A 17410-nucleotide genomic window follows, 5' to 3' on the forward strand; every position below is an offset into this window, starting at 1 on the left:
AACAACCCCGATCCACCTTAGCCAAGCCGCCAAACTGTCTCACCAAGCGGGACCACCTCATTCAACGTGTCCTGCCGTTGGCGCGTCAGTTCGGTGTAGTCGACGCCTATCGCAAGGGCACCCATCAGCGGCACCATCGCCAGCACTGTCATCAGTGCATAGTTGCCACGCCTGTCGCTTCCGAATTGTCTAATCATACTCCAGATGCTCCGCCGACCCAATTTGAATCGCCAAATTCCCACAAAACATTAAATTTCAGGTTGGTGAGATGTGTCCAATATCAACAGCGCTTTTTGATGCCTGTTAACCAAGGGGCGGGGCCGGTAGGCCATATCTACATCAAGACATGGCGGGCCAAACCCGCAGTTCGCCGTAAGGGGATGGGTGTAACCGGTTCGAAGCAGACGACTAATTCCGCAAACCCTGCACCCCAGCGATATGGGCGACAGGGGCGGATTTTCTGATACGAAGCGCGAGCCATGGCCTAGAGAAAATTCAGTGCCGACAACGCGATGCGTGATGCGTGATCGGATAGGAGCTTTTCAGCGTTTCGTGCGAAAGGATCGGCGACGGCGTCGCGCACCAGTGCAGCCAAACCATTGGGACCTGTCAGGTCGTGTGAAGCTCCGCATATAGAGGGTTTTTAGATTGGCGGCGCGGTAGCCGCCGAACGAGATGCGCCATGGTGCGAGCGTCGATAAAAACTATTGGACGAAGCCGCAGGCCACAGCGCTGCCTCCATGGAGATTGAATGCTGTGTTCCTGTGCGAGAGGCTGTCGATCGGACTGCGGGGCATGATCGGAATCGGCGCAGCGACGAAGGTTCAATGCCAAAATATACCGCGGTAGATCGGCAGGCCGGAAAGAGCAGTGCATTGCTGTCGTGAGAATGAATACGGCATCGGAGCAAGATTCCGCAAACGTATGACATTGATTATGCTTACAAAATCATCGAATTGGCCCCTGCAGGTCGCTGGTTCAACGGTAAGCTTGGCTTCCGCTTCGTATTTGCGAAGTCGACGATTTCGTGACCGGAAAGCTTACTACCACCGCCAAACCCGGTTGGCAGTCCTGAAGAACAGCAGTCGCCCCGTGCAGATCGACTATGGCACGCACCAGGCTGAGGCCGAGACCGCTTCCGGGCGTGGACCGGCTGCTATCGAGCCGGTAGAGCCGCTGAAACACCTTCTCGCGCTCCCCGGCGGGAATGCCGGGTCCATTGTCGCTGACCTTTGCCAGAATATGGTCTGCCTGCCGGATCACCGACAATTCGATGGAAGTGCCTGTGGGGCAGTGCCGCAAGGCATTTTCAACTAGATTGGCGAAGAGCTGCGTCAGCAGTTCGCGGTCCCCGTGGATTACATTTCCCGACTGAAGCGCAATGGACGAAAGCGATTTTCCGTCATCCTCGGCAACGTCGGCGTAGATTTCGGCGATGGTTTCCACCACCTCACTGAGATCCAGATCGGTGAAGCGTGCTTTTCGCGCGCCGGCTTCGATCTGGGCGATGCGCAGTAGTGCGTCGAAGGTCTCGTTGATCTGAGTACCTTCGGCGCGCGCTTCCACCAGATCGTCGGAAACCTCTTGGCCGGAAGCGGTTTTCTGGGACGCAACATCCAAAATCAGCTGGAGGCGATTCAACGGTGTCTTCAGATCATGCGCGATGTTGGCGCTGACTTGCTTCATACCGTCGACAAGTGCCGACAGGCGGTCGAGCGCGGCATTGACTTGGCCGGAGACAACGTCGATGTCATCGCCACTTCCTATGAGTGGAATGCGTGCGTCAAGTGTTCCATGCGAAACCTCCACCATCGTCGCGGCAATTCCGTCCAGGCGGCGCTGGACACGCGAAGCCAGCAAGGCACCTCCGGTCAGGGCCAGGCCCGTAATGATCAGCGTTCCCCAGCCAAAACTCATCAGAACGATCTGCTCCAGCTCCTCGGTCTCCGAAAGGTTGAACGCGACGGTCAGGTTGTTTCCTCCGATCGAACCGGAATAGGCTCGGTAGGCCGCATCGGCGGGCACTCCTGGTGCATTCGCGCTGATTACAGAAAATCCTTCTGGAAGTGCCGTCGCGACAAAGTTTCCGGCTAACTGTTTGCCGGAAGAGTTGGCCAGCGAGAAGAGCTGCTCTTTCGTGGGACTCATCGACATGTGGCTTTCGACTGTTGCGATCAGATCATCAATGTCATTGCCGCCATACGTGGCCGCTATGATCGAGTAGGTCTCGCGGATCGATCGATCGAGGCGACTATTGAGATTGGCACTCATCATCTGATACACGATGGAGCCCGATAGCACGAAGGCAAGCACGAACAGGAACGCGAATGTCAGCGCAAGCCGGAATGGCGTGCTGCGAAGCAGGCTAAAGCGGTTCATGCAGGCTGTAGCCCGTGTTGCGGACCGTATGGATAAGCTGGCTTTCGAACGGCTTGTCGATCTTGGTGCGCAGCCGGCTGATATGGGTTTCGACCACGCTGGTCTTGGGATCGAAATGGAAATCCCAGACGCGTTCCAGCAGCATCGTCCGGGTTATCACCCGCCCTTCGCCGCGCATCAAGACTTCCAGCAGGCTGAACTCCCGCCGTTGGAGCTCGATTGCATGACCCTGTCGGGTGACACGGCGCATGATCAGATCCATCTCGAGGTCGCCAACCCGTAAGGTGGTTTTCTGTTCTTGCGCCGCCGGACGGCGGCTGAGGGCGTAGATGCGAGCGAGCAGCTCGGAAAAGGAAAACGGCTTGACAAGGTAATCGTCGCCGCCGGCCTCAAGCCCTTCGACCCGATCGTCGACGCCACCGATCGATGTCAGAAAGATCGTTGGCGTGCGTACACCGGCTGCGCGAACCGCCTTGATCATGGAAAGACCATCCAGACCGGGAATCATCCGGTCCGCGATGATCACGTCATAGGCCCCGCGCGTAGCGGCGAAGAAGGCGTCATGCCCGTTTCGAAAGAGATCGCAGACATGACCCGCCTCGCTCAGGCCTTTCATGACATAATCGGCCGTTCGCAGATCGTCTTCGACAAGAAGAAGGCGCATAAGTTACCTTGGCTATTCGGGGGCGAAACTCACTTTTCACGCCTCACTAGCCAGCTCCTCACCCTCATGGCGTACACTCATATATGCGACGATTACGACTATCGCCGTTAGGAAGATCGCGCTTGTAATAATGGTGCCAAACCCTAGCCCACCGTATTGAGCTGGTTGAGACATGAAATCACCAATCGAAGCGCCCAACGGACGCGTCAATATATATACAAGCCAAAATCCGAGGATCGCGTCCAACTTCAAGACGAAATATCCAAAACTTAGCGAGGCGATAACCATAGCGAATAAAACCCCTGAAGCTAAATATCCGATTGAGAATTGTTCGGCCACCAAATCTCCGGCAGCAGTGCCGAGAGCAAAAGTAAACAAGATGGCAAGCCAATAGAATGTTTCTCGTCGGCTATTGAAAATTGAATGGATTGAAAGTGTCCGCTCGGACCGGTGCCAGAGTATGAACGTTAATGACAATGCTACCGCGAAGACCACGGTCGTCACTTGAAGAGGGATATGGAAATTGTCGACGAGATTGTCAGTGATCAGGGTGCCAACAATACTAATCAGCACTACCGATGTCCAATAGGGAGCGGGAACATATTTCTTCTGAGCGAATTGCCAGACCAACGCCGCCAAAAGAACGCCGGACATAAGCAGCGACGTCATTGTCAGCCCAAGCCCGAGCTTGATGTTCAGGTAATCGGCAGCGGTCTCTCCCATGGTCACCGCCATGAGCTTGATCAGCCAAAAATCGAAGGTTACCTTTGGGACGCGATTGTAAACTGCAGCTGCGTCGTCGTTCTCTGCTCGAGACATTGAGCGATTCCTTTTTTGAGGGCAAAGGTCCTGCAATCGACGATGGACATGTATCCATTGTTCGCCGAGGCGATTTGTTGTTATTGAACGGGCTGAGATGGATCGCTTAGGGCGGCCATCAAAGCGTCCAGCGTCTTCTTGACTTTATCAGCCGATGGTGAAGCTTCCCGCAAGGCTTTCAGTGCCGCGTCCGAAGCTTCGTCAACATTGCCCCAATAGGTGGGGTTCAACGGTCGAATGGCAGTTTGGCCATGATCCCAGGCCGACTCGTAGTCGGTGATTCGCGCTGCGGCTCCAGCCAAGTCACCCTTCGTTGCGAACGCCTCGACATCAGTGATTATGGTCTTAAATGCAGTCAAATCCCCTAAGCCGGCCGTGGAGACAGGCGTGCTTTTTGCATAGACTTGATAACCGGTAAAGGCTGCCGCTGGCACGGCTATGAGGACCAGGGCGAGTAGGATTTGTTTCATCAATGACCTCTGAGGTTATGCGGAAGGGCCAATTCAGACCGATTTGTTTGAATTACTGAGCCGCGCCGGCTCTTTGGTTACGGACGCGGTCAAAGGATAAGAGGCATAACTTTCGACGACATGTCCAAAGGCTTACAAATCGGTAATATAGATCAGCTAAATCGCACGCACTCGGCCAGTTCTGCCAGATAGCGCTGAGTGTGTAGACCGGCTGTCCCGGCCGATCATGGTGCGGTCGATGATGAGCACCCGACGATCGAACGGTGCGGGAAGTCGGCACATCGGCAAACCCGGTGAACGCATCATGACCGCGCCTGGCATTTTTCCAGTCACCAGCCCCGGCACTTGCCATTGTACCGATCCCACCTGGCTGGATCAGAACCATTGATGCCGACAATGTCACGCATGGCCCTAGGCCAGACCGACCACAAGCGCCGACGACAGGCGAGGCAGTCCATCCGCGTCAAGCCGGACGCTTCCCGAAGGCGGTCGCGGCATTGAACGCCTCCGCTGGCCCCCAGCCCTGAAACCTTACCACTTTGTATAGTACCGGTAATCTGGCCTTCAACCAGGATGTCTATGGTCGCGGCAGTACAATCGGAGCAGCCGGGTGCTGGCCGGGCTCTATAAAAGTAGAAGCCTGTTTTAGCGATGCTGCCCAGATGTTGAAAAGGTGAAACGCCCATGGCTCTGAGTCGGCGCGAGTTGATGCTCTGCGGTGCGGGAGGACTGGTTTCCGCAGCCTTCGCGAGCACCGCGGCCGCTAGGGTTCCGGCGCCTCTGGGCACCCCCGCCGGCCCTCCCCTGACCGGCAAGGCGGATTACATCCAGTGGATGCAAAGGAATCGCGGCGAAACACCTGATTTCCTCGGCCAGCGCTGGGACCGTTTCGAGCAGTTGATCGTCCACAAGGACGTATGGGACGATCGCGACAAGCGCGCCTATCTGCTGACTCCGCGCGAACGCTTCGTCACCAAGTCGAACATCGCGCGTGCCTATGAATGGCACTATCTCGACATCGGCTATGGCGTGACCATTACCGGGCCGCACACCGTTGCCCGCATGACCAATTCCATAGATGTGCGCCACGGCGACAAGGTGCTGGAGATTGGCACCGGCTCTGGATACCAGTCCGCCTATCTCTCTTATCTCACCGACAAGGTGTATTCGATCGAGATCATCAAGCCGCTGGCCGCCCGCACGCGCGGCGTCTACGACGCGCTCATAGCGGAGGGCTATGCCGAGTACAAAAATATCTCGACCCATACGGGCGATGGCTATTACGGCCTGAAGGAAGAGGCGCCGTTCGACAGGATCATCGTCACCTGCGGCATCGACCACATTCCGCCGCCCCTGCTGCAGCAGCTGCGGCCCAACGGCATCATGGTCATCCCGGTCGGGCCGCCCGGAGCCCAGCATGTGCTGAAGGTCACCAAGAAGCAGGCAACCGACGGTGGCATCACTGTTGCGCGTTCCGACATCTATCAGGGCGGAACCTTGTCTTTCGTACCATTCACAAAACTCGGCCAATCCGGCATCAGCGGCACGCACAACGGCGATTGACCGCCCCCTTCCCGCGAGCCTTGACGCAGAAGCGCCTTCGGCGAAGCCTTTAAAAAGCATCATGAATGTTAGATGAAGAAGCCCAGGAGCTGGCCGTAATAACTTCGGTTCCGAGGATCGACATATGTAGCGCGGGCGACGGTCTCACCTTTCAAGATCCACCTAGCTGGCAAATCTTTGAGGCTGCTTCGCGTGATGCAGTCGTTACCCCCCCCCGATAGCGTTGGCGGCCTGGGCCCGCACGATTTCATTGCGCAACAGTTTTCCTTGCCCGAAGGCATATGCGGCCGTGTGGCCGGGGTAGTCATGGGTCTGATAAACTACCTGCCAAACAAGCAGGCCATCGAACGACTGGACATCGCCAAACGGGACGATGTGCTCGAAATCGGATTTGGACCGGGCTGGGCACTAAAGGCAATGAGCCGGCTCGCGCATGGCGGTACGATTACCGGGGTTGATCGGTCGCCAGCGATGGTTCGTCTAGCCCAGGCACGAAATCGGACCGCGATCGGCGATGGAAAGCTGAAACTATTCGAGGGCACCTTCGAGCAACTGCCGCTCCAAAACGCATCGGTCGACAAAATTCTGGCCGTCAACGTCATCTATTTCTGTTCTCCGACCGGAACGGCCCTGGCAGAAGCCCATAGGGTTCTGCGTCCGGGCGGAATACTGTCGATCTATGCGACGGATTGCTCTTCCATGAGGAAGTTGCAATTCATTGGCCCTGAAACCCAGCAAACATTTGATCTAAAAAGTATGGAGGATTTCCTGGGCAAGAGCGCATTTGCGTCAGATCGGATCGAGATCCAAAAGGTATGGTTGCCGTTCGGATTTCGCGGCCTGGTGGCACGACTATGCAAGCGGTAAATGCGCCGAAAACATCTGCTCGGTGCACAAAGGCCTGTCGCTCATCAGCTTTCAGTTTTCACGTATGGGGGTGTCATGACGATTTCCAAGCCGGTCTTCGACCGTTTGGGTTTATGCCTGTGGATTGTTGGCTTCCTTGTAACGGCCTTGCTGGCTCAGTTGTCGCTCGATACGCGCTCGGTAGTGTTCGTTTACAGGAACGGCGCCGAAGCCTTCGTGGCCGGGCGACCGCTCTATAATGTCCAGCTCGAGATGGGTTATCTCTACGCGCCTGCCTTCGCCGCGTTCTATTCGCCGCTTCTGGCGCTTGGACATCATCTTGGCGACGTGGTGTGGCGTGCGATCTGCTTTGGCGTGTTGATGCTTGCCGTTCTGCGGCAGGTCCGAAAGCTTGGCGGTCATGACCTGAACTGGCTGCTTTCCTTCGGCCTCGTGTTGGCGCTGCCCATGGCGCTCGGAGCGATCCGCAATGGCCAGGCCACGATACTCCTGACCGGCGCCTGCTGGCTGCTCACCATGTCGGCGCTCGAGGGCCGACGCGCGGAGACGTTCCTTTGGGCGTCCCTTGCGATCATCGCAAAGCCGACGGCAATCGTCATGATGCTGCTGGTGGCGGCTCTTCGCCCGCGGCTGATACCGGTGCTCGCATCGGCGCTTCTGGTGGTGCTCGTCATCCCTTATGCGTTTGCGCCCCTTGGCTACATCAACGATCAGTATCGCGATTTCTTCCAGATGCTGGTGTCGATGGCCGTCGACAGAAGCGGCCCCTTTGAACCTGCCGACTTCACTTCGGTTTTCGCTTCAGCCGGCTATCCCATCCCTGAACGTGACGCCACGACCGTGCGGGTCATCACGGCATTGATGACGCTCTCGGCCGTCCTTTGGTTTGACCGAAAGGTCGAGCGGGGTCCGGCGGGATTGGCCATATTCGTTCTGGCTGCCTTTTACATGTGCGTGTTCAATCCACGCGTCGAGCCCAATACTTACGCCATGATCGCCGTGCCCGCTGGTGTTGCCATCGCCTTGCTGTGGCGGGAAGAACGAGAAGGGGCGTTGCGCGTGGCGCTGGCAACAGCACTTGTCCTGGACGGGATGACTGGGGTGTTCTTCCATATCCATGAATTCTTCAATCCGTGGCTCCGGCCGATCGTGGTGGTCGTGATCGTGTGCACCATAACCTGGGAGTTCTGGGCTAGGTCACGGGATGACGTCCCAGGTTCCGGGCCCTTCGCACATAGCTGATTTGCGACCCACGCTTCACATCCTCGTGCCGTTCAACAAATGGCGGACTGGCGTGGCCTCCGGACAGATCGTCCAATATTCGCTCGACGGCAAGGTGCTGAGAACCCTGACGGTTAAGGGCCACGATGACGGCCTGAGGCTCGCCGGCGACAAAGAAGATCCGGGTCGTGCGGAAAGAGGTACGCGTCCGGGGAAAGCCGCCTTGCTGAAGGTCATTCTGACGTTCAGTTTTTCTCGCTTCTGATCCGGCATGGGTGCCGGCAGCAGTGCTGGAGAAGCCGGAGTGGAAGATGAGACCTATGTCCGCCGCCGCCGCTGGAGCTCGCAGGAGAAGCGCGCTGTCGTGGAGGAGGCGCTGAAGAGCGGTAATGTGGTTGGGACAGCGAAGCGCCACGGTATCCAGGCTCAACAGATTTATCGATGGCGGGAGCGGCTCGAAGAGCGGCAGGAGCCTGCGACATTTCTGGCCCTGTCGGTTGCACCCGAACCGGTGACGCCAAGTCCGGCACCGGTGCTGGATGAGGACAGCAAGGATTGCCGTCCAGCATCGGTGCCGGACCGCTCGCCGCGGGTCGAGATCGTCCTGTCCTGCGGCCGGCGGATCATCGCCGAGGGCGCGTTCGACACTGACGCGGTGTTGAAGCTCGCGCGGGGCCTTGAGGCGTTCAGGTGATCCCGGTTCCGGTCGGCATAAAGGTATGGCTGGCTACGGGCCACACCGACATGAGGAAGGGCTTCGCCTCGCTGGCGCTGCTGGCGCAGGAGGTGCTGAAGCGCGATCCGTTGGGCGGGCATCTGTTCTGCTTCCGCGGGCGGCGCGGCGACCTGGTGAAGATCATTTGGCACGACGGGCAGGCGGCGAACCTCTACGTTCGCCGCCTGGAGCGCGGCCGTTTCCTGTGGCCTTCGCCGGCGGATGGCGTTGTCGCGATCACGCCCGCGCAGATGGGCTATCTTCTCTCCGGTATCGACTGGCGCAATCCAGTGGAGACATGGCGGCCAACCTCGGTCGGATGAGAGCTTTTTGCTTGTGTTCTCTCAGGGATGTGATTCCATCCTGGTCGTGAGCAACACCGCCGCATCGACGACTTCGCCATCGCTGCCGACCGATCTGGCAGCGGCGCACGCGATGATCCTGGCGGAGCGCGCGAAGAGGATCGAGGCGGAGGCCGCAGCCTCGGGCACGCAGGCCTTCATCGCCCATCTCAAGCTGATGATCGAGAAGCTGAAGCGAGAGCTCTACGGCCGGCGCTCCGAGCGCACGGCGCGGTTGATCGACCAGATGGAGCTCCAGCTCGCGGAGCTTGAGGCGGCCGCCACGGAAGATGAGATCGCGGCGGAGGCGACCGCGCGCCAGGCGTCGCTGCCTGCACCCACCCTACGCCGCCGTCCCGTCCGTAAGCCCTTCGCCGAGCATCTGCCGCGCGAGCGCGTCGTTGTGCCAGCCCCGACCTCGTGCCCATGCTGCGGCTCGCTGAAGCTGTCGAAGCTGGGCGAGGATGTCACCGAGACGCTGGAGGTGGTCCCGCGATCCTGGAAGGTGATCCAGACAGTCCGCGAGAAGTTCACCTGCCGGGCGTGCGAGACGATCACGCAGCCGCCCGCGCCCTTCCACGTCACGCCGCGCGGCTTCGCAGGGCCGAACCTGCTCGCCACCATCCTCTTCGAGAAGTTCGGGCAGCACCAGCCGCTGAACCGTCAGAGCGAGAGATACGCCCGGGAAGGCATCTACCTCTCCGTCTCGACGCTGGCCGACCAGGTCGGCGCGGCCACGGTGGCGCTGAAGCCGCTGCATGAGCTGATCGCCCGGCACGTCATGGCGGCGGAGCGCCTGCACGCCGACGACACCACGGTGCCGATCCTGGCCAAGGGCAAGACTGACACGGGCCGGATCTGGACCTATGTTCGTGACGATCGGCCCTTCGGCGGCGCCGATCCGCCTGCGGCCCTCTACTTCGCCTCGCGCGACAGGCGACAGGAGCACCCGGACGCGCATCTCGCGGGCTGGCGGGGCATCCTCCAGGCCGACGCCTATGGCGGCTACAACGGATTGTATGATCCCGCGCGTCCGGGCGGATCGGTCATGTCGGCGCTTTGCTGGTCACATGCCAGGAGAGGCTTCTTCGAACTCGCCGACATCGCCGCGAGCGCGAGGCGCGGGCCCGGCGCCGCGCCCGTGTCGCCGATCGCCTTGGAAGCGGTGAAGCGCATCGACACTCTCTTCGACATAGAACGCGGGATCAACGGCTTGAGCGCCGAGGAGCGTCGCCGCGTCCGGCAGGAGCAGAGCCGGCCGCTCGTCGAAGACCTGCACGCCTGGCTCGGCGAACAGCGCCTCAAGCTGTCCCGCTCGTCGTCAGTCGCTAAGCCGATCGATTACATGCTCAAACGCTGGGGCCGCTTCGCCCTCGTCCTCGACGACGGGCGCATCTGCCTGACGAACAATGCCGCCGAACGCAGCCTGCGCGGCTTTGCCCTCGGCAGGAAGGCATGGCTCTTCGCCGGCTCCGACCGCGGCGCAGAGCGCGCCGCCGCCATGGCGACGCTGATCACCACGGCGAAGCTCAACGGCGTCGACCCGCAGGCCTGGCTTGCCAACGTGCTCACCCGCATCGCGGGGTTACCCCAGCGCCGGCTCACGGAACTGCTGCCGTGGAGCTGGCAAACGGGCCGCGCCGATCACCGCGAAGCCGCCTGACGGTATGGCCGCCGACGCCAACGCCTTCACCATCACGCTCGCAGCCCAGATGCTGGGCGAAACCGAAGATCGGCTCTGGGCGTTCGCCGATCAGATGGACCCGGAGGACGGCGTCGTCTGGATCCACGACACGGACGAACGCCAGACCGTGGCCTTCACGTCCTTCGGCCTCGAAACCCTCAGGGACATGATCGCCGATCAGCGCACGACCAAAAGTTGAGGTCCTGCGGCCCCCGCCGGCTTTCAGTTACCCACATCGTCGGCGTGTTCCGATTGAGATGCCGAAGCCGATGTCATTGAGGCGCGTCACGCCTCGCCAAACGACCATGTTTCCAGGTGGCGGATCGTGGTTTCGTGCGAGGTAGCCGCCGAGCATGGCGATTTGGAGCAGATAGGTGGCGAGGGTCCTGCGCAGGATGCGCGGCTTGCTCCGCGCCGCGTTGATGGCATCAAGCGTCGCGATTTCGGTTGGGGTGAGGGCTGTCTCCGGTTCAGCCTCGGGCTTTTCTCGTGCGGACATGGTGAGGAAGAAGATGCGCCAACTGACCATCGCGATGAGGGCAAGGAATTTTGCCAGCCGCTCGGCGGTCTCAAGCCTCGCCTTTTCAGCGCGGCAGCCAGACTTCATCACCTTGTGGAACACCTCGGCCTTCCAGCGCAGGGAATACCATTCGAGCTTCTCGATAGCGGTGGTGAAATCTCCGACCGGGAGATTGGTCACCAGCTTCCAGTCGATCGGCGGCCGGTCCACCGGTGGGTCGATCTCAAGGGCGTGGATGTAGGTGAGAGGCTGAGGACTATATCGCTTCTGCTTGCCGACGGGCGGCAAGGTCTCGATGGCGGCGAACTTCACGTGCACGCACGCAGTCTCGTCCTGTCCGATCGCGACGCAATGGCGTCCCGCCCAAGGCGCAGCCGAGAGCTGGGCGAAGACCCGATGCGCGCCATCCTGCGGCTCTGTGCCAGCGGGCACGGCGGCCAACCGATTAGTCTGCACCCGCACCAGAAAGCGCGTGCCGAGATCCTGCGCCAGGCAAAAGAGCTCGTAGATGTCGCTCTCACGGTCGGCCACATGCACGCAGCGTTCCGGCGTGCCCACGAGCGCCATCGACTGGCGCAGGTTCTCCAGCCAGCGATAGCTTTCCTTCGTCTCAATCGGCACGCGGGTGGGGTTCACATGCCGCTTAAGCGTCCAGGTCCCCTTGAACTTCGTGCGTGTCCAGAACTTCGCTGCTGTCAGCCCGAGCGGCGTGCCGCTAAGGGTTATAGCCAGGCTGGAATGCATGAGTATACCGCACAAGGTCACCACGTTGGGCTGACCCGCCTTATAACGCCCGGCGTTGATGGTCTTGGTGAAGCCGATTTTGCCCGGCTGCGCGCGGCTGTAGATGAACTCGGTAGTATCCTGCAGGATGAGGATTGGTCCTGGGCTCGACGCGCAGCGCATGGCGGTCGCGGCAAAATGGCCGGCCAGCATCCCATGCTCGGTGACGCGCGGGTTATCGAAGAAACGATAGGCCGCTTTTGTCGCCGCCCAGTCGCCGCAAGCGGCCGGGACGGGTTGGCCAGGTGCCGCCGACACTTGATCAAGCAGACGGTGAAACCGGCGCGCCAGTCGTTTGTCCGGCAGCCCTGCAGAAATGACTTCATCGTCATGCCAGCCTGCAGCGCCGGCTCCCGTGTCCCCGCTCATCCGTGACGCCTCCGCGAATCGACGTCACAGACAGAATCACAGAAGATTCAATTGGTGCAAATCCCGCGTAGGAGATGTGGGTAACTGAAAGCCCCGCCGGATGCTTACGGAAAGAGGACAGCGACGCCAACTTCGTCCATGATTGCGTGAGCGGAGCGGTGGAAAATCCCACGTGCATGGCGGTGGTTATGACGATGTCACGTTAGAAAGTGGCGTGGCTTTTGTTTCTGCCTCCGCCCGGAACACGAGGGTGGCAAGACCAATCCAGGCCCCTCCGCTGTCATGGCAAATTTACTGTGGACCACGACGTCGCGGTCGAGACCGCATTCGCGGTTAGCCGAAAGTCACCGACGAAACAGCAACCCTCAACCTCACGGATCCAGGCTCGCTCACGGTTTCCCCCTCAGGCGATCTTGTGATGACCTGCCAAGACGACAGCGATCTGCTTTTGGTCTACAATATTTCGGTGAGCGGTGGCGAAGGCAAGGTTCTCTAACTGTCCGGCGTTAGCCCAATTCTGCCTCATTGGTGCTGACGCCGGACGAAAAAGGAAATGGGCTGGCAAAGCCAGTCCATTTCCCTTGTCCTGTGAGGCCTACTTGGCCTGATGAATGCTCGATACCGCCAGCTTGCCGGCCTTTGTTGTGTAGGTGACGCTCACCTTTTCGCCGACTTTCAAGCTCTCGGCCTCGATGCCTTCGGGAAGGGTGAAGGTCTGCCCGTCGGACAGCGTGATCGCATCACCACTTTTGTCGACGCTGGTGATCGTACCGGTGGTTGCCTTGGCAAAGGCCCCAGTCGAGGTGGCGACTGCCAGGATCATTGCGGTAGCTATGACTGATTTCTTCATTTTCGTTTCCTGTTGGGTTGAGGTCCCGCATAAAGCTTCGAACCCCTAGCGGTACCTATGGCGATCCAGAATAATTCGTGTTCCGGATCACCTCTCACCTTGAGAGGATGGTTCGACCCTAGGCTTGATAGCTGTCAGGGGTATGGCCGCGGCTTTACTGTTAGGTAAGCATCGGCTGTCAGATATCCCGCAGGTGCTCGGCGTCGTGCCCTTGCGAGGGCCTCGCGGACAAGACCGCAACGACGACGGAAGCGATCATAAGGCCGAGCACGATCGCCAGGTAGGTCCATGGTATCGAAAGCGCCTCAGGTGGAGGATCGAACACGCCGGTCAACAGTTTGACCAGCATCCAGGCCGTCATGAGACCCGATGCCAGACCGAATATGATGCCGCCGACAACAATGAGAAGGCCCTCGCTCCACAGGAACGCCGCCAATTGCCGGGGCTTGGCGCCGACCGCGCTCAGAATGGCGAAGTTCCGCCGCCTTTCGGTGAATCCCAGCGCCAGCATCAGCCCGGCGGCGGCGGCAGCCATGACGACAGCGAAACTCAACTCGATCGTGGTCAATCCACCAAGGTCAACCGCAGTTAGGCTCGACCCGATGAGATGCTTTGCCTGGCTGATGTCTGAAACTTTCAACGACGGGTCAAGAGTGACTAATGCCGAGGCTTGTCGGGACAGTGCAAGGGGATCGCTTTTCGCTCTCATTAATACGTACTCGGACACATCCGACCCGGTCATGCGGGCCACATAGGTTGCATTGGCGACGAGAAACGAATCTTTCGGCGCGGTTGGAAATTCGCGTGCCACGCCGATGAACTTGAACGGGATCGGATGGTACTGGTGATCCCCCACGTTCATGAGCCGCAGGTTGATCGTGTCACCTTGCTGGAGCTGGAAATCCTGGACGGTTTCCTCCGACACGAGCACGCCTTCGGGCGTCGCGGAGAGGCGGTGCAGGATGGCGGCCGCGCTGCCGCTGCTGAAAAAGGCGTCGGACAGGGTTGTTGAGCGTTCGATGCGGCTTGGGTCAATGCCGTAGAGATCCTGCAGGTCGGCGCCGACATAGGCGAAGCGATGCATCATGGGTTCGGCTGCCGCTGCCTCTGGCAATGCCGACAGGGCCGCAAAGTGCTTCCCGGCCGGCTTATCGGCTGTTCCAAACACGGTAACGTCGGATCCATTGGTCAATTCGGCATCGACCCGGGCCTGCGCGTTGTAAGTGGTGTTGAAGATGGCGGTTGACGTGGCAAAAGATATCGCCAGCGCGGTCATCGCGATGCCGATGGTCAAGCGCTGTGGTTGTCTCGACAATGCCGCCGACACGATGGGAGCAAGAGGTCCTGATACCGGCTTGACTAGCCCACGTAACAGACCGCCATTGCCCGAGATGATCGAGGCTGACAGACGAATGGTTAGCAGGGCTGTACCCAGCCAGAACAGCGCCGGCGCTATGAACGCCTTGTAGTCGACGGATGATGCGGCGACGCCTTCGGGCGCAAGCACGACCTGATATCCGGTGCTTGCCGACTGCCAGAAGAACAGCCCAGAGGCGGCAAGCAAGACAACATCCAGCCACAAGCGCTGCCAGAGCGGTGTACTTGTCCGGACGACGGCGTGACGTGCAGAACTTACCGTGCTCCAACGCGCATCGCGCCAGGCTGGCCACAGGAACGCAGTGAAACCTAAAACCAGTCCCACCCCAATGACAAAAACCAGCATCGGAAGGCTGACCGAGGATGTCTCGAGCATGCCGGGAACCAGAAAGCCGAACAGGATAGTGCCAGCAATCCCGACTGCGGTGCCTCCAATCGCTGCTATTGCAGCTTCGGTGGCCGATAAGGACATGAATCTAGGGGTCGTGGCACCGCGCACACGCAACAATGCCTGCTCGATACGCCGGCGTGCGGCGCCCGAGGATGTCACGGCAAAAGTGAGGACCACGGCCAATGCGATCCCCGGGATGCCGAGAAACAGGAACAGAACGGAGGCATAAAGCGCGTCCTGACGGACCGCACCGAGGCGGGCACCGAGATTGTTGGCGACCAGCGCCTGACCCGCGACCTTCGCTTCAAAGTTCTTCTCCGCGCCCACGACGAAATTGTATGCGGACACGGGGTCGGGAGGGAGTGCGTCATGGCTCAGGCGCACGTGCAATTGCAAGCGGGCGGTGTCGGGGCGCTGCTTTTGCTGAGCATCAAACAATTGCTGCCAGTCTTGCTGCGGCAGGATGAGTACGTTGTCCGGTGGCGCCTGAGGGGCTGCCTGAGGCGGCAAGCCCACCGCCTGAAACAGCGAATCCGCGTCGGGCAGATCGATCACGCCGGCGACCTTCACATCTGCCGGCGGCAGACCGACCCTCTTGATCGAAACCATGTCGCCCGGACCGACGTGAAGGTTTGCCGCCGTCTGCTGGGCGATGAGCACGCCGTGGGTATCCCCAGCAAGGGCCCGTACTTCCGCCGGAAAGTCGTTCAAATAGCCGCTGTCGAAGGCAACGACCTGTCCGGGTCCTGTAGTCTGTGTCGTGCCCCCGGCCTGCGCCTCAAAACCAGCGACATCGGCATAACGGACCCGGTGCACCGCCTTCACCCGCGCAGCCTTTTGCAACGCCTTCCCGATAAGATCCGGATCGGCTCCTGGGATTACCTGGACCTGCCAATCGATCGGCACGGACGAGATTGCGCGGGCCGTCATGGAGTTGCTTGCATTGACGAGGAACAGCCCGACCACCGCGAGAAGCGTGACCGCCAATGCCACGCCCGCCATCGAACCTGCAATGCGCAGAAAACGGCGGGCAATTATCCCCCGGACCCAGAGAAGATACATCATGCCGCCTCGTTTCTAAGACGGCCGCTGGCAAGCCGCCCATGGTCCATTGTCCAGCGCGTTGCCATGCGGGCGGCCACGGCCTCGTCGTGTGTCGCGACGACCAGGGCTACACCTGTGTCTTCCAGTCTCTTGAGAACGACGTCGAAGAAGAATTGCGCTGTCGCGCTATCCAACTGCCCCGTCGGCTCGTCCGCCAGGATGAGTTTTGGCCCAATGGCGAGGGCGCGAGCCATTGCGACCCGCTGCGCCTGCCCTCCTGACAACTCCTCTGGCAATTTGTCGGCGACCTCGGCAAGGCCAAAGGCGTCAAGTAGCGACATTGCCGTGGCGTTGTCCGTGGGGACTTTGCCGCCCAATATCAGCGGCAATTCGACATTCTGAACCGCTGTGAGCGCTGGAAACAGGCTGGGGGTCTGGAATACGAATCCGATGTGACGCGGCCTGAGTTCCTCGAACGAACCGAGGCCGGGCCATTCGACAGTGCCCGTTGTCTGCTTGTCCAGCCCGCCAAGAATATGCAGAAGGGTAGACTTGCCGCTTCCGGACGGTCCGACCAAGGCAATGCGCGCACCGCTGACGATCTCGCAGTCGACATCGCGAAGAACCGTGATCCGGCCGGCGGTTCCGTCGCGGAAGTCGCGGCCGAGCCCCTTCCCAATGACCAGCGTCTCACTCATTGACGATCCTCCCATCTTTGAGCCTGACGATACGGTCTGCTTTTTGCGCCAGAATTTCGCTGTGCGTTGCCAGCAGTGTCGCCAATCCCGCCGCACGTCTCGCCTCGAAGTGCCCGATCAGCCGGGATTCCGTCTCGCGATCGACCTCCGCTGTTGGTTCATCGGCGACCAGAATGGGAGGGTCGGCGGCCAGCGCCACGGCGAGACCGGCACGCGCCGTTTCCCCACCTGAAAGCTGGGTTGAAAATGCCGTCGCGCGGTGCGAAAGGCCTACTCCCTCCAGGAGCGCGGCGAGACGCTTCTGGTCCGGTTTGCCTGCCAGGAGCATCTGAAAGCGGAGGTTCCCCTCGACGGTCAGGTGCCCAAACAGGTTCCCCGACTGGAGGAGGATGCCGAAATTGAGCGCGCGAATTCGGGCGCGTTCTGCCTCTGATCGGCGGGTCAGACGCATCCCCGAGACGTCCACATGGCCGCCATCCGGCTCATCCAGGCCGGTCAAGCAAGATAGGAGGGTGGATTTGCCGCTTCCCGACGGGCCTGTGACCGCAACGATCTCACCGGCGGACAGCTGGAAACTGACGCCACGCAGTGCAGCCGTCTCGTCATCCCCGATGTGGAAGAACCGGTAGAGTTCATGCGCCTCAAGGATAGGCAT

The 17410-nt window shown here is 60.1% G+C and carries 18 protein-coding genes; 8 read left to right on the forward strand and 10 right to left on the reverse strand.

What is annotated here, in order from left to right; translation table 11 throughout:
- Positions 1 to 17 precede the first annotated feature (17 nt).
- The 5 genes from GA829_RS35225 to GA829_RS35245 all read right to left on the reverse strand — a co-directional run bounded on the left by GA829_RS35225 (position 18) and on the right by GA829_RS35245 (position 4332).
- Positions 18 to 197 (reverse strand): TadE/TadG family type IV pilus assembly protein, encoded by a 180-nt coding sequence (locus tag GA829_RS35225; protein ID WP_219738846.1) that lies wholly within the window; start codon positions 195 to 197, stop codon positions 18 to 20.
- Between the two features lie 781 nt (positions 198 to 978).
- Entirely contained in the window at positions 979 to 2379 is a 1401-nt protein-coding gene (locus GA829_RS35230; protein WP_195180364.1) for a HAMP domain-containing sensor histidine kinase, read from the reverse strand.
- Entirely contained in the window at positions 2366 to 3043 is a 678-nt protein-coding gene (locus GA829_RS35235) for a winged helix-turn-helix domain-containing protein (RefSeq protein WP_195180365.1), read from the reverse strand. Before GA829_RS35235 ends, GA829_RS35230 begins: the two co-directional genes overlap by 14 nt.
- A gap of 36 nt (positions 3044 to 3079) precedes the next feature.
- A complete protein-coding gene (locus GA829_RS35240; protein WP_195180366.1) occupies positions 3080 to 3862 on the reverse strand; it encodes a COG4705 family protein in 783 nt (260 codons plus the stop codon).
- Between the two features lie 80 nt (positions 3863 to 3942).
- The gene (locus tag GA829_RS35245; protein WP_195180367.1) at positions 3943 to 4332 is read right to left on the reverse strand and encodes a hypothetical protein; all 390 of its coding nucleotides are present in this window, start codon (positions 4330 to 4332) and stop codon (positions 3943 to 3945) included.
- Between the two features lie 684 nt (positions 4333 to 5016).
- Between GA829_RS35245 and GA829_RS35250 the strand changes: the two genes are divergently transcribed.
- The 8 genes from GA829_RS35250 (at position 5017) to GA829_RS35285 (ending at position 10922) form a co-directional block, all read left to right on the forward strand.
- On the forward strand, positions 5017 to 5895 hold the full coding sequence (locus GA829_RS35250) for a protein-L-isoaspartate O-methyltransferase family protein (RefSeq protein WP_258052465.1): 879 nt from the start codon (positions 5017 to 5019) through the stop codon (positions 5893 to 5895).
- Between the two features lie 306 nt (positions 5896 to 6201).
- Positions 6202 to 6762 carry a class I SAM-dependent methyltransferase gene (locus tag GA829_RS35255; protein ID WP_195180368.1) on the forward strand — a complete coding sequence of 187 codons (561 nt, stop codon included), beginning with the start codon at positions 6202 to 6204 and terminating at the stop codon, positions 6760 to 6762.
- Entirely contained in the window at positions 6763 to 8004 is a 1242-nt protein-coding gene (locus tag GA829_RS35260) for a glycosyltransferase family 87 protein (RefSeq protein WP_258052466.1), read from the forward strand.
- Between the two features lie 52 nt (positions 8005 to 8056).
- Positions 8057 to 8248, forward strand: a complete 192-nt coding sequence (locus tag GA829_RS35265; RefSeq protein WP_195180369.1) for a hypothetical protein — start codon at positions 8057 to 8059, stop codon at positions 8246 to 8248.
- 39 nt (positions 8249 to 8287) lie between these two features.
- Positions 8288 to 8677 carry a transposase gene (locus GA829_RS35270; RefSeq protein ID WP_195180370.1) on the forward strand — a complete coding sequence of 130 codons (390 nt, stop codon included), beginning with the start codon at positions 8288 to 8290 and terminating at the stop codon, positions 8675 to 8677.
- Positions 8674 to 9021 carry an IS66 family insertion sequence element accessory protein TnpB gene (gene tnpB, locus GA829_RS35275; protein WP_195180371.1) on the forward strand — a complete coding sequence of 116 codons (348 nt, stop codon included), beginning with the start codon at positions 8674 to 8676 and terminating at the stop codon, positions 9019 to 9021. The genes GA829_RS35270 and tnpB overlap by 4 nt, the downstream gene beginning before the upstream one ends.
- A 112-nt stretch (positions 9022 to 9133) precedes the next feature.
- On the forward strand, positions 9134 to 10702 hold the full coding sequence (gene tnpC, locus GA829_RS35280; RefSeq protein WP_195180503.1) for an IS66 family transposase: 1569 nt from the start codon (positions 9134 to 9136) through the stop codon (positions 10700 to 10702).
- Positions 10703 to 10706: 4 nt separating this feature from the next.
- Positions 10707 to 10922, forward strand: coding sequence for a hypothetical protein (locus tag GA829_RS35285; protein WP_195180372.1), 216 nt, complete (start codon positions 10707 to 10709; stop codon positions 10920 to 10922).
- Positions 10923 to 10949: 27 nt separating this feature from the next.
- Here GA829_RS35285 and GA829_RS35290 read toward each other — a convergent pair whose 3' ends face one another.
- The 5 genes from GA829_RS35290 to GA829_RS35310 all read right to left on the reverse strand — a co-directional run bounded on the left by GA829_RS35290 (position 10950) and on the right by GA829_RS35310 (position 17410).
- Complete coding sequence (locus tag GA829_RS35290; protein ID WP_195178188.1) at positions 10950 to 12395, reverse strand: IS4 family transposase; 1446 nt, start codon at positions 12393 to 12395, stop codon at positions 10950 to 10952.
- A gap of 595 nt (positions 12396 to 12990) precedes the next feature.
- The gene (locus GA829_RS35295; protein WP_195180373.1) at positions 12991 to 13245 is read right to left on the reverse strand and encodes a DUF1344 domain-containing protein; all 255 of its coding nucleotides are present in this window, start codon (positions 13243 to 13245) and stop codon (positions 12991 to 12993) included.
- 178 nt (positions 13246 to 13423) lie between these two features.
- Complete coding sequence (locus GA829_RS35300) at positions 13424 to 16078, reverse strand: ABC transporter permease (protein WP_195180374.1); 2655 nt, start codon at positions 16076 to 16078, stop codon at positions 13424 to 13426.
- Positions 16075 to 16755: an ABC transporter ATP-binding protein gene (locus tag GA829_RS35305; protein WP_258052467.1), complete on the reverse strand. Its 681-nt coding sequence runs from the start codon at positions 16753 to 16755 to the stop codon at positions 16075 to 16077. Before GA829_RS35305 ends, GA829_RS35300 begins: the two co-directional genes overlap by 4 nt.
- Positions 16748 to 17410 (reverse strand): ABC transporter ATP-binding protein, encoded by a 663-nt coding sequence (locus GA829_RS35310; protein ID WP_195180376.1) that lies wholly within the window; start codon positions 17408 to 17410, stop codon positions 16748 to 16750. Before GA829_RS35310 ends, GA829_RS35305 begins: the two co-directional genes overlap by 8 nt.

Source organism: Mesorhizobium sp. INR15 (assembly GCF_015500075.1).
GTDB lineage: Bacteria > Pseudomonadota > Alphaproteobacteria > Rhizobiales > Rhizobiaceae > Mesorhizobium.

Bases quoted from the DNA above. Each gene is read 5' to 3' on its own strand.
- GA829_RS35225 (WP_219738846.1), bottom strand. From the start codon at position 197: ATGATTAGACAATTCGGAAGCGACAGGCGTGGCAACTATGCACTGATG.
- GA829_RS35230 (WP_195180364.1), bottom strand. From the start codon at position 2,379: ATGAACCGCTTTAGCCTGCTTCGCAGCACGCCATTCCGGCTTGCGCTG.
- GA829_RS35235 (WP_195180365.1), bottom strand. From the start codon at position 3,043: ATGCGCCTTCTTCTTGTCGAAGACGATCTGCGAACGGCCGATTATGTC.
- GA829_RS35240 (WP_195180366.1), bottom strand. From the start codon at position 3,862: ATGTCTCGAGCAGAGAACGACGACGCAGCTGCAGTTTACAATCGCGTC.
- GA829_RS35245 (WP_195180367.1), bottom strand. From the start codon at position 4,332: ATGAAACAAATCCTACTCGCCCTGGTCCTCATAGCCGTGCCAGCGGCA.
- GA829_RS35250 (WP_258052465.1), top strand. From the start codon at position 5,017: ATGGCTCTGAGTCGGCGCGAGTTGATGCTCTGCGGTGCGGGAGGACTG.
- GA829_RS35255 (WP_195180368.1), top strand. From the start codon at position 6,202: ATGGGTCTGATAAACTACCTGCCAAACAAGCAGGCCATCGAACGACTG.
- GA829_RS35260 (WP_258052466.1), top strand. From the start codon at position 6,763: ATGCGCCGAAAACATCTGCTCGGTGCACAAAGGCCTGTCGCTCATCAG.
- tnpC (WP_195180503.1), top strand. From the start codon at position 9,134: ATGATCCTGGCGGAGCGCGCGAAGAGGATCGAGGCGGAGGCCGCAGCC.
- GA829_RS35285 (WP_195180372.1), top strand. From the start codon at position 10,707: ATGGCCGCCGACGCCAACGCCTTCACCATCACGCTCGCAGCCCAGATG.
- GA829_RS35290 (WP_195178188.1), bottom strand. From the start codon at position 12,395: ATGAGCGGGGACACGGGAGCCGGCGCTGCAGGCTGGCATGACGATGAA.
- GA829_RS35295 (WP_195180373.1), bottom strand. From the start codon at position 13,245: ATGAAGAAATCAGTCATAGCTACCGCAATGATCCTGGCAGTCGCCACC.
- GA829_RS35300 (WP_195180374.1), bottom strand. From the start codon at position 16,078: ATGATGTATCTTCTCTGGGTCCGGGGGATAATTGCCCGCCGTTTTCTG.
- GA829_RS35305 (WP_258052467.1), bottom strand. From the start codon at position 16,755: ATGAGTGAGACGCTGGTCATTGGGAAGGGGCTCGGCCGCGACTTCCGC.
- GA829_RS35310 (WP_195180376.1), bottom strand. From the start codon at position 17,410: ATGCCTATCCTTGAGGCGCATGAACTCTACCGGTTCTTCCACATCGGG.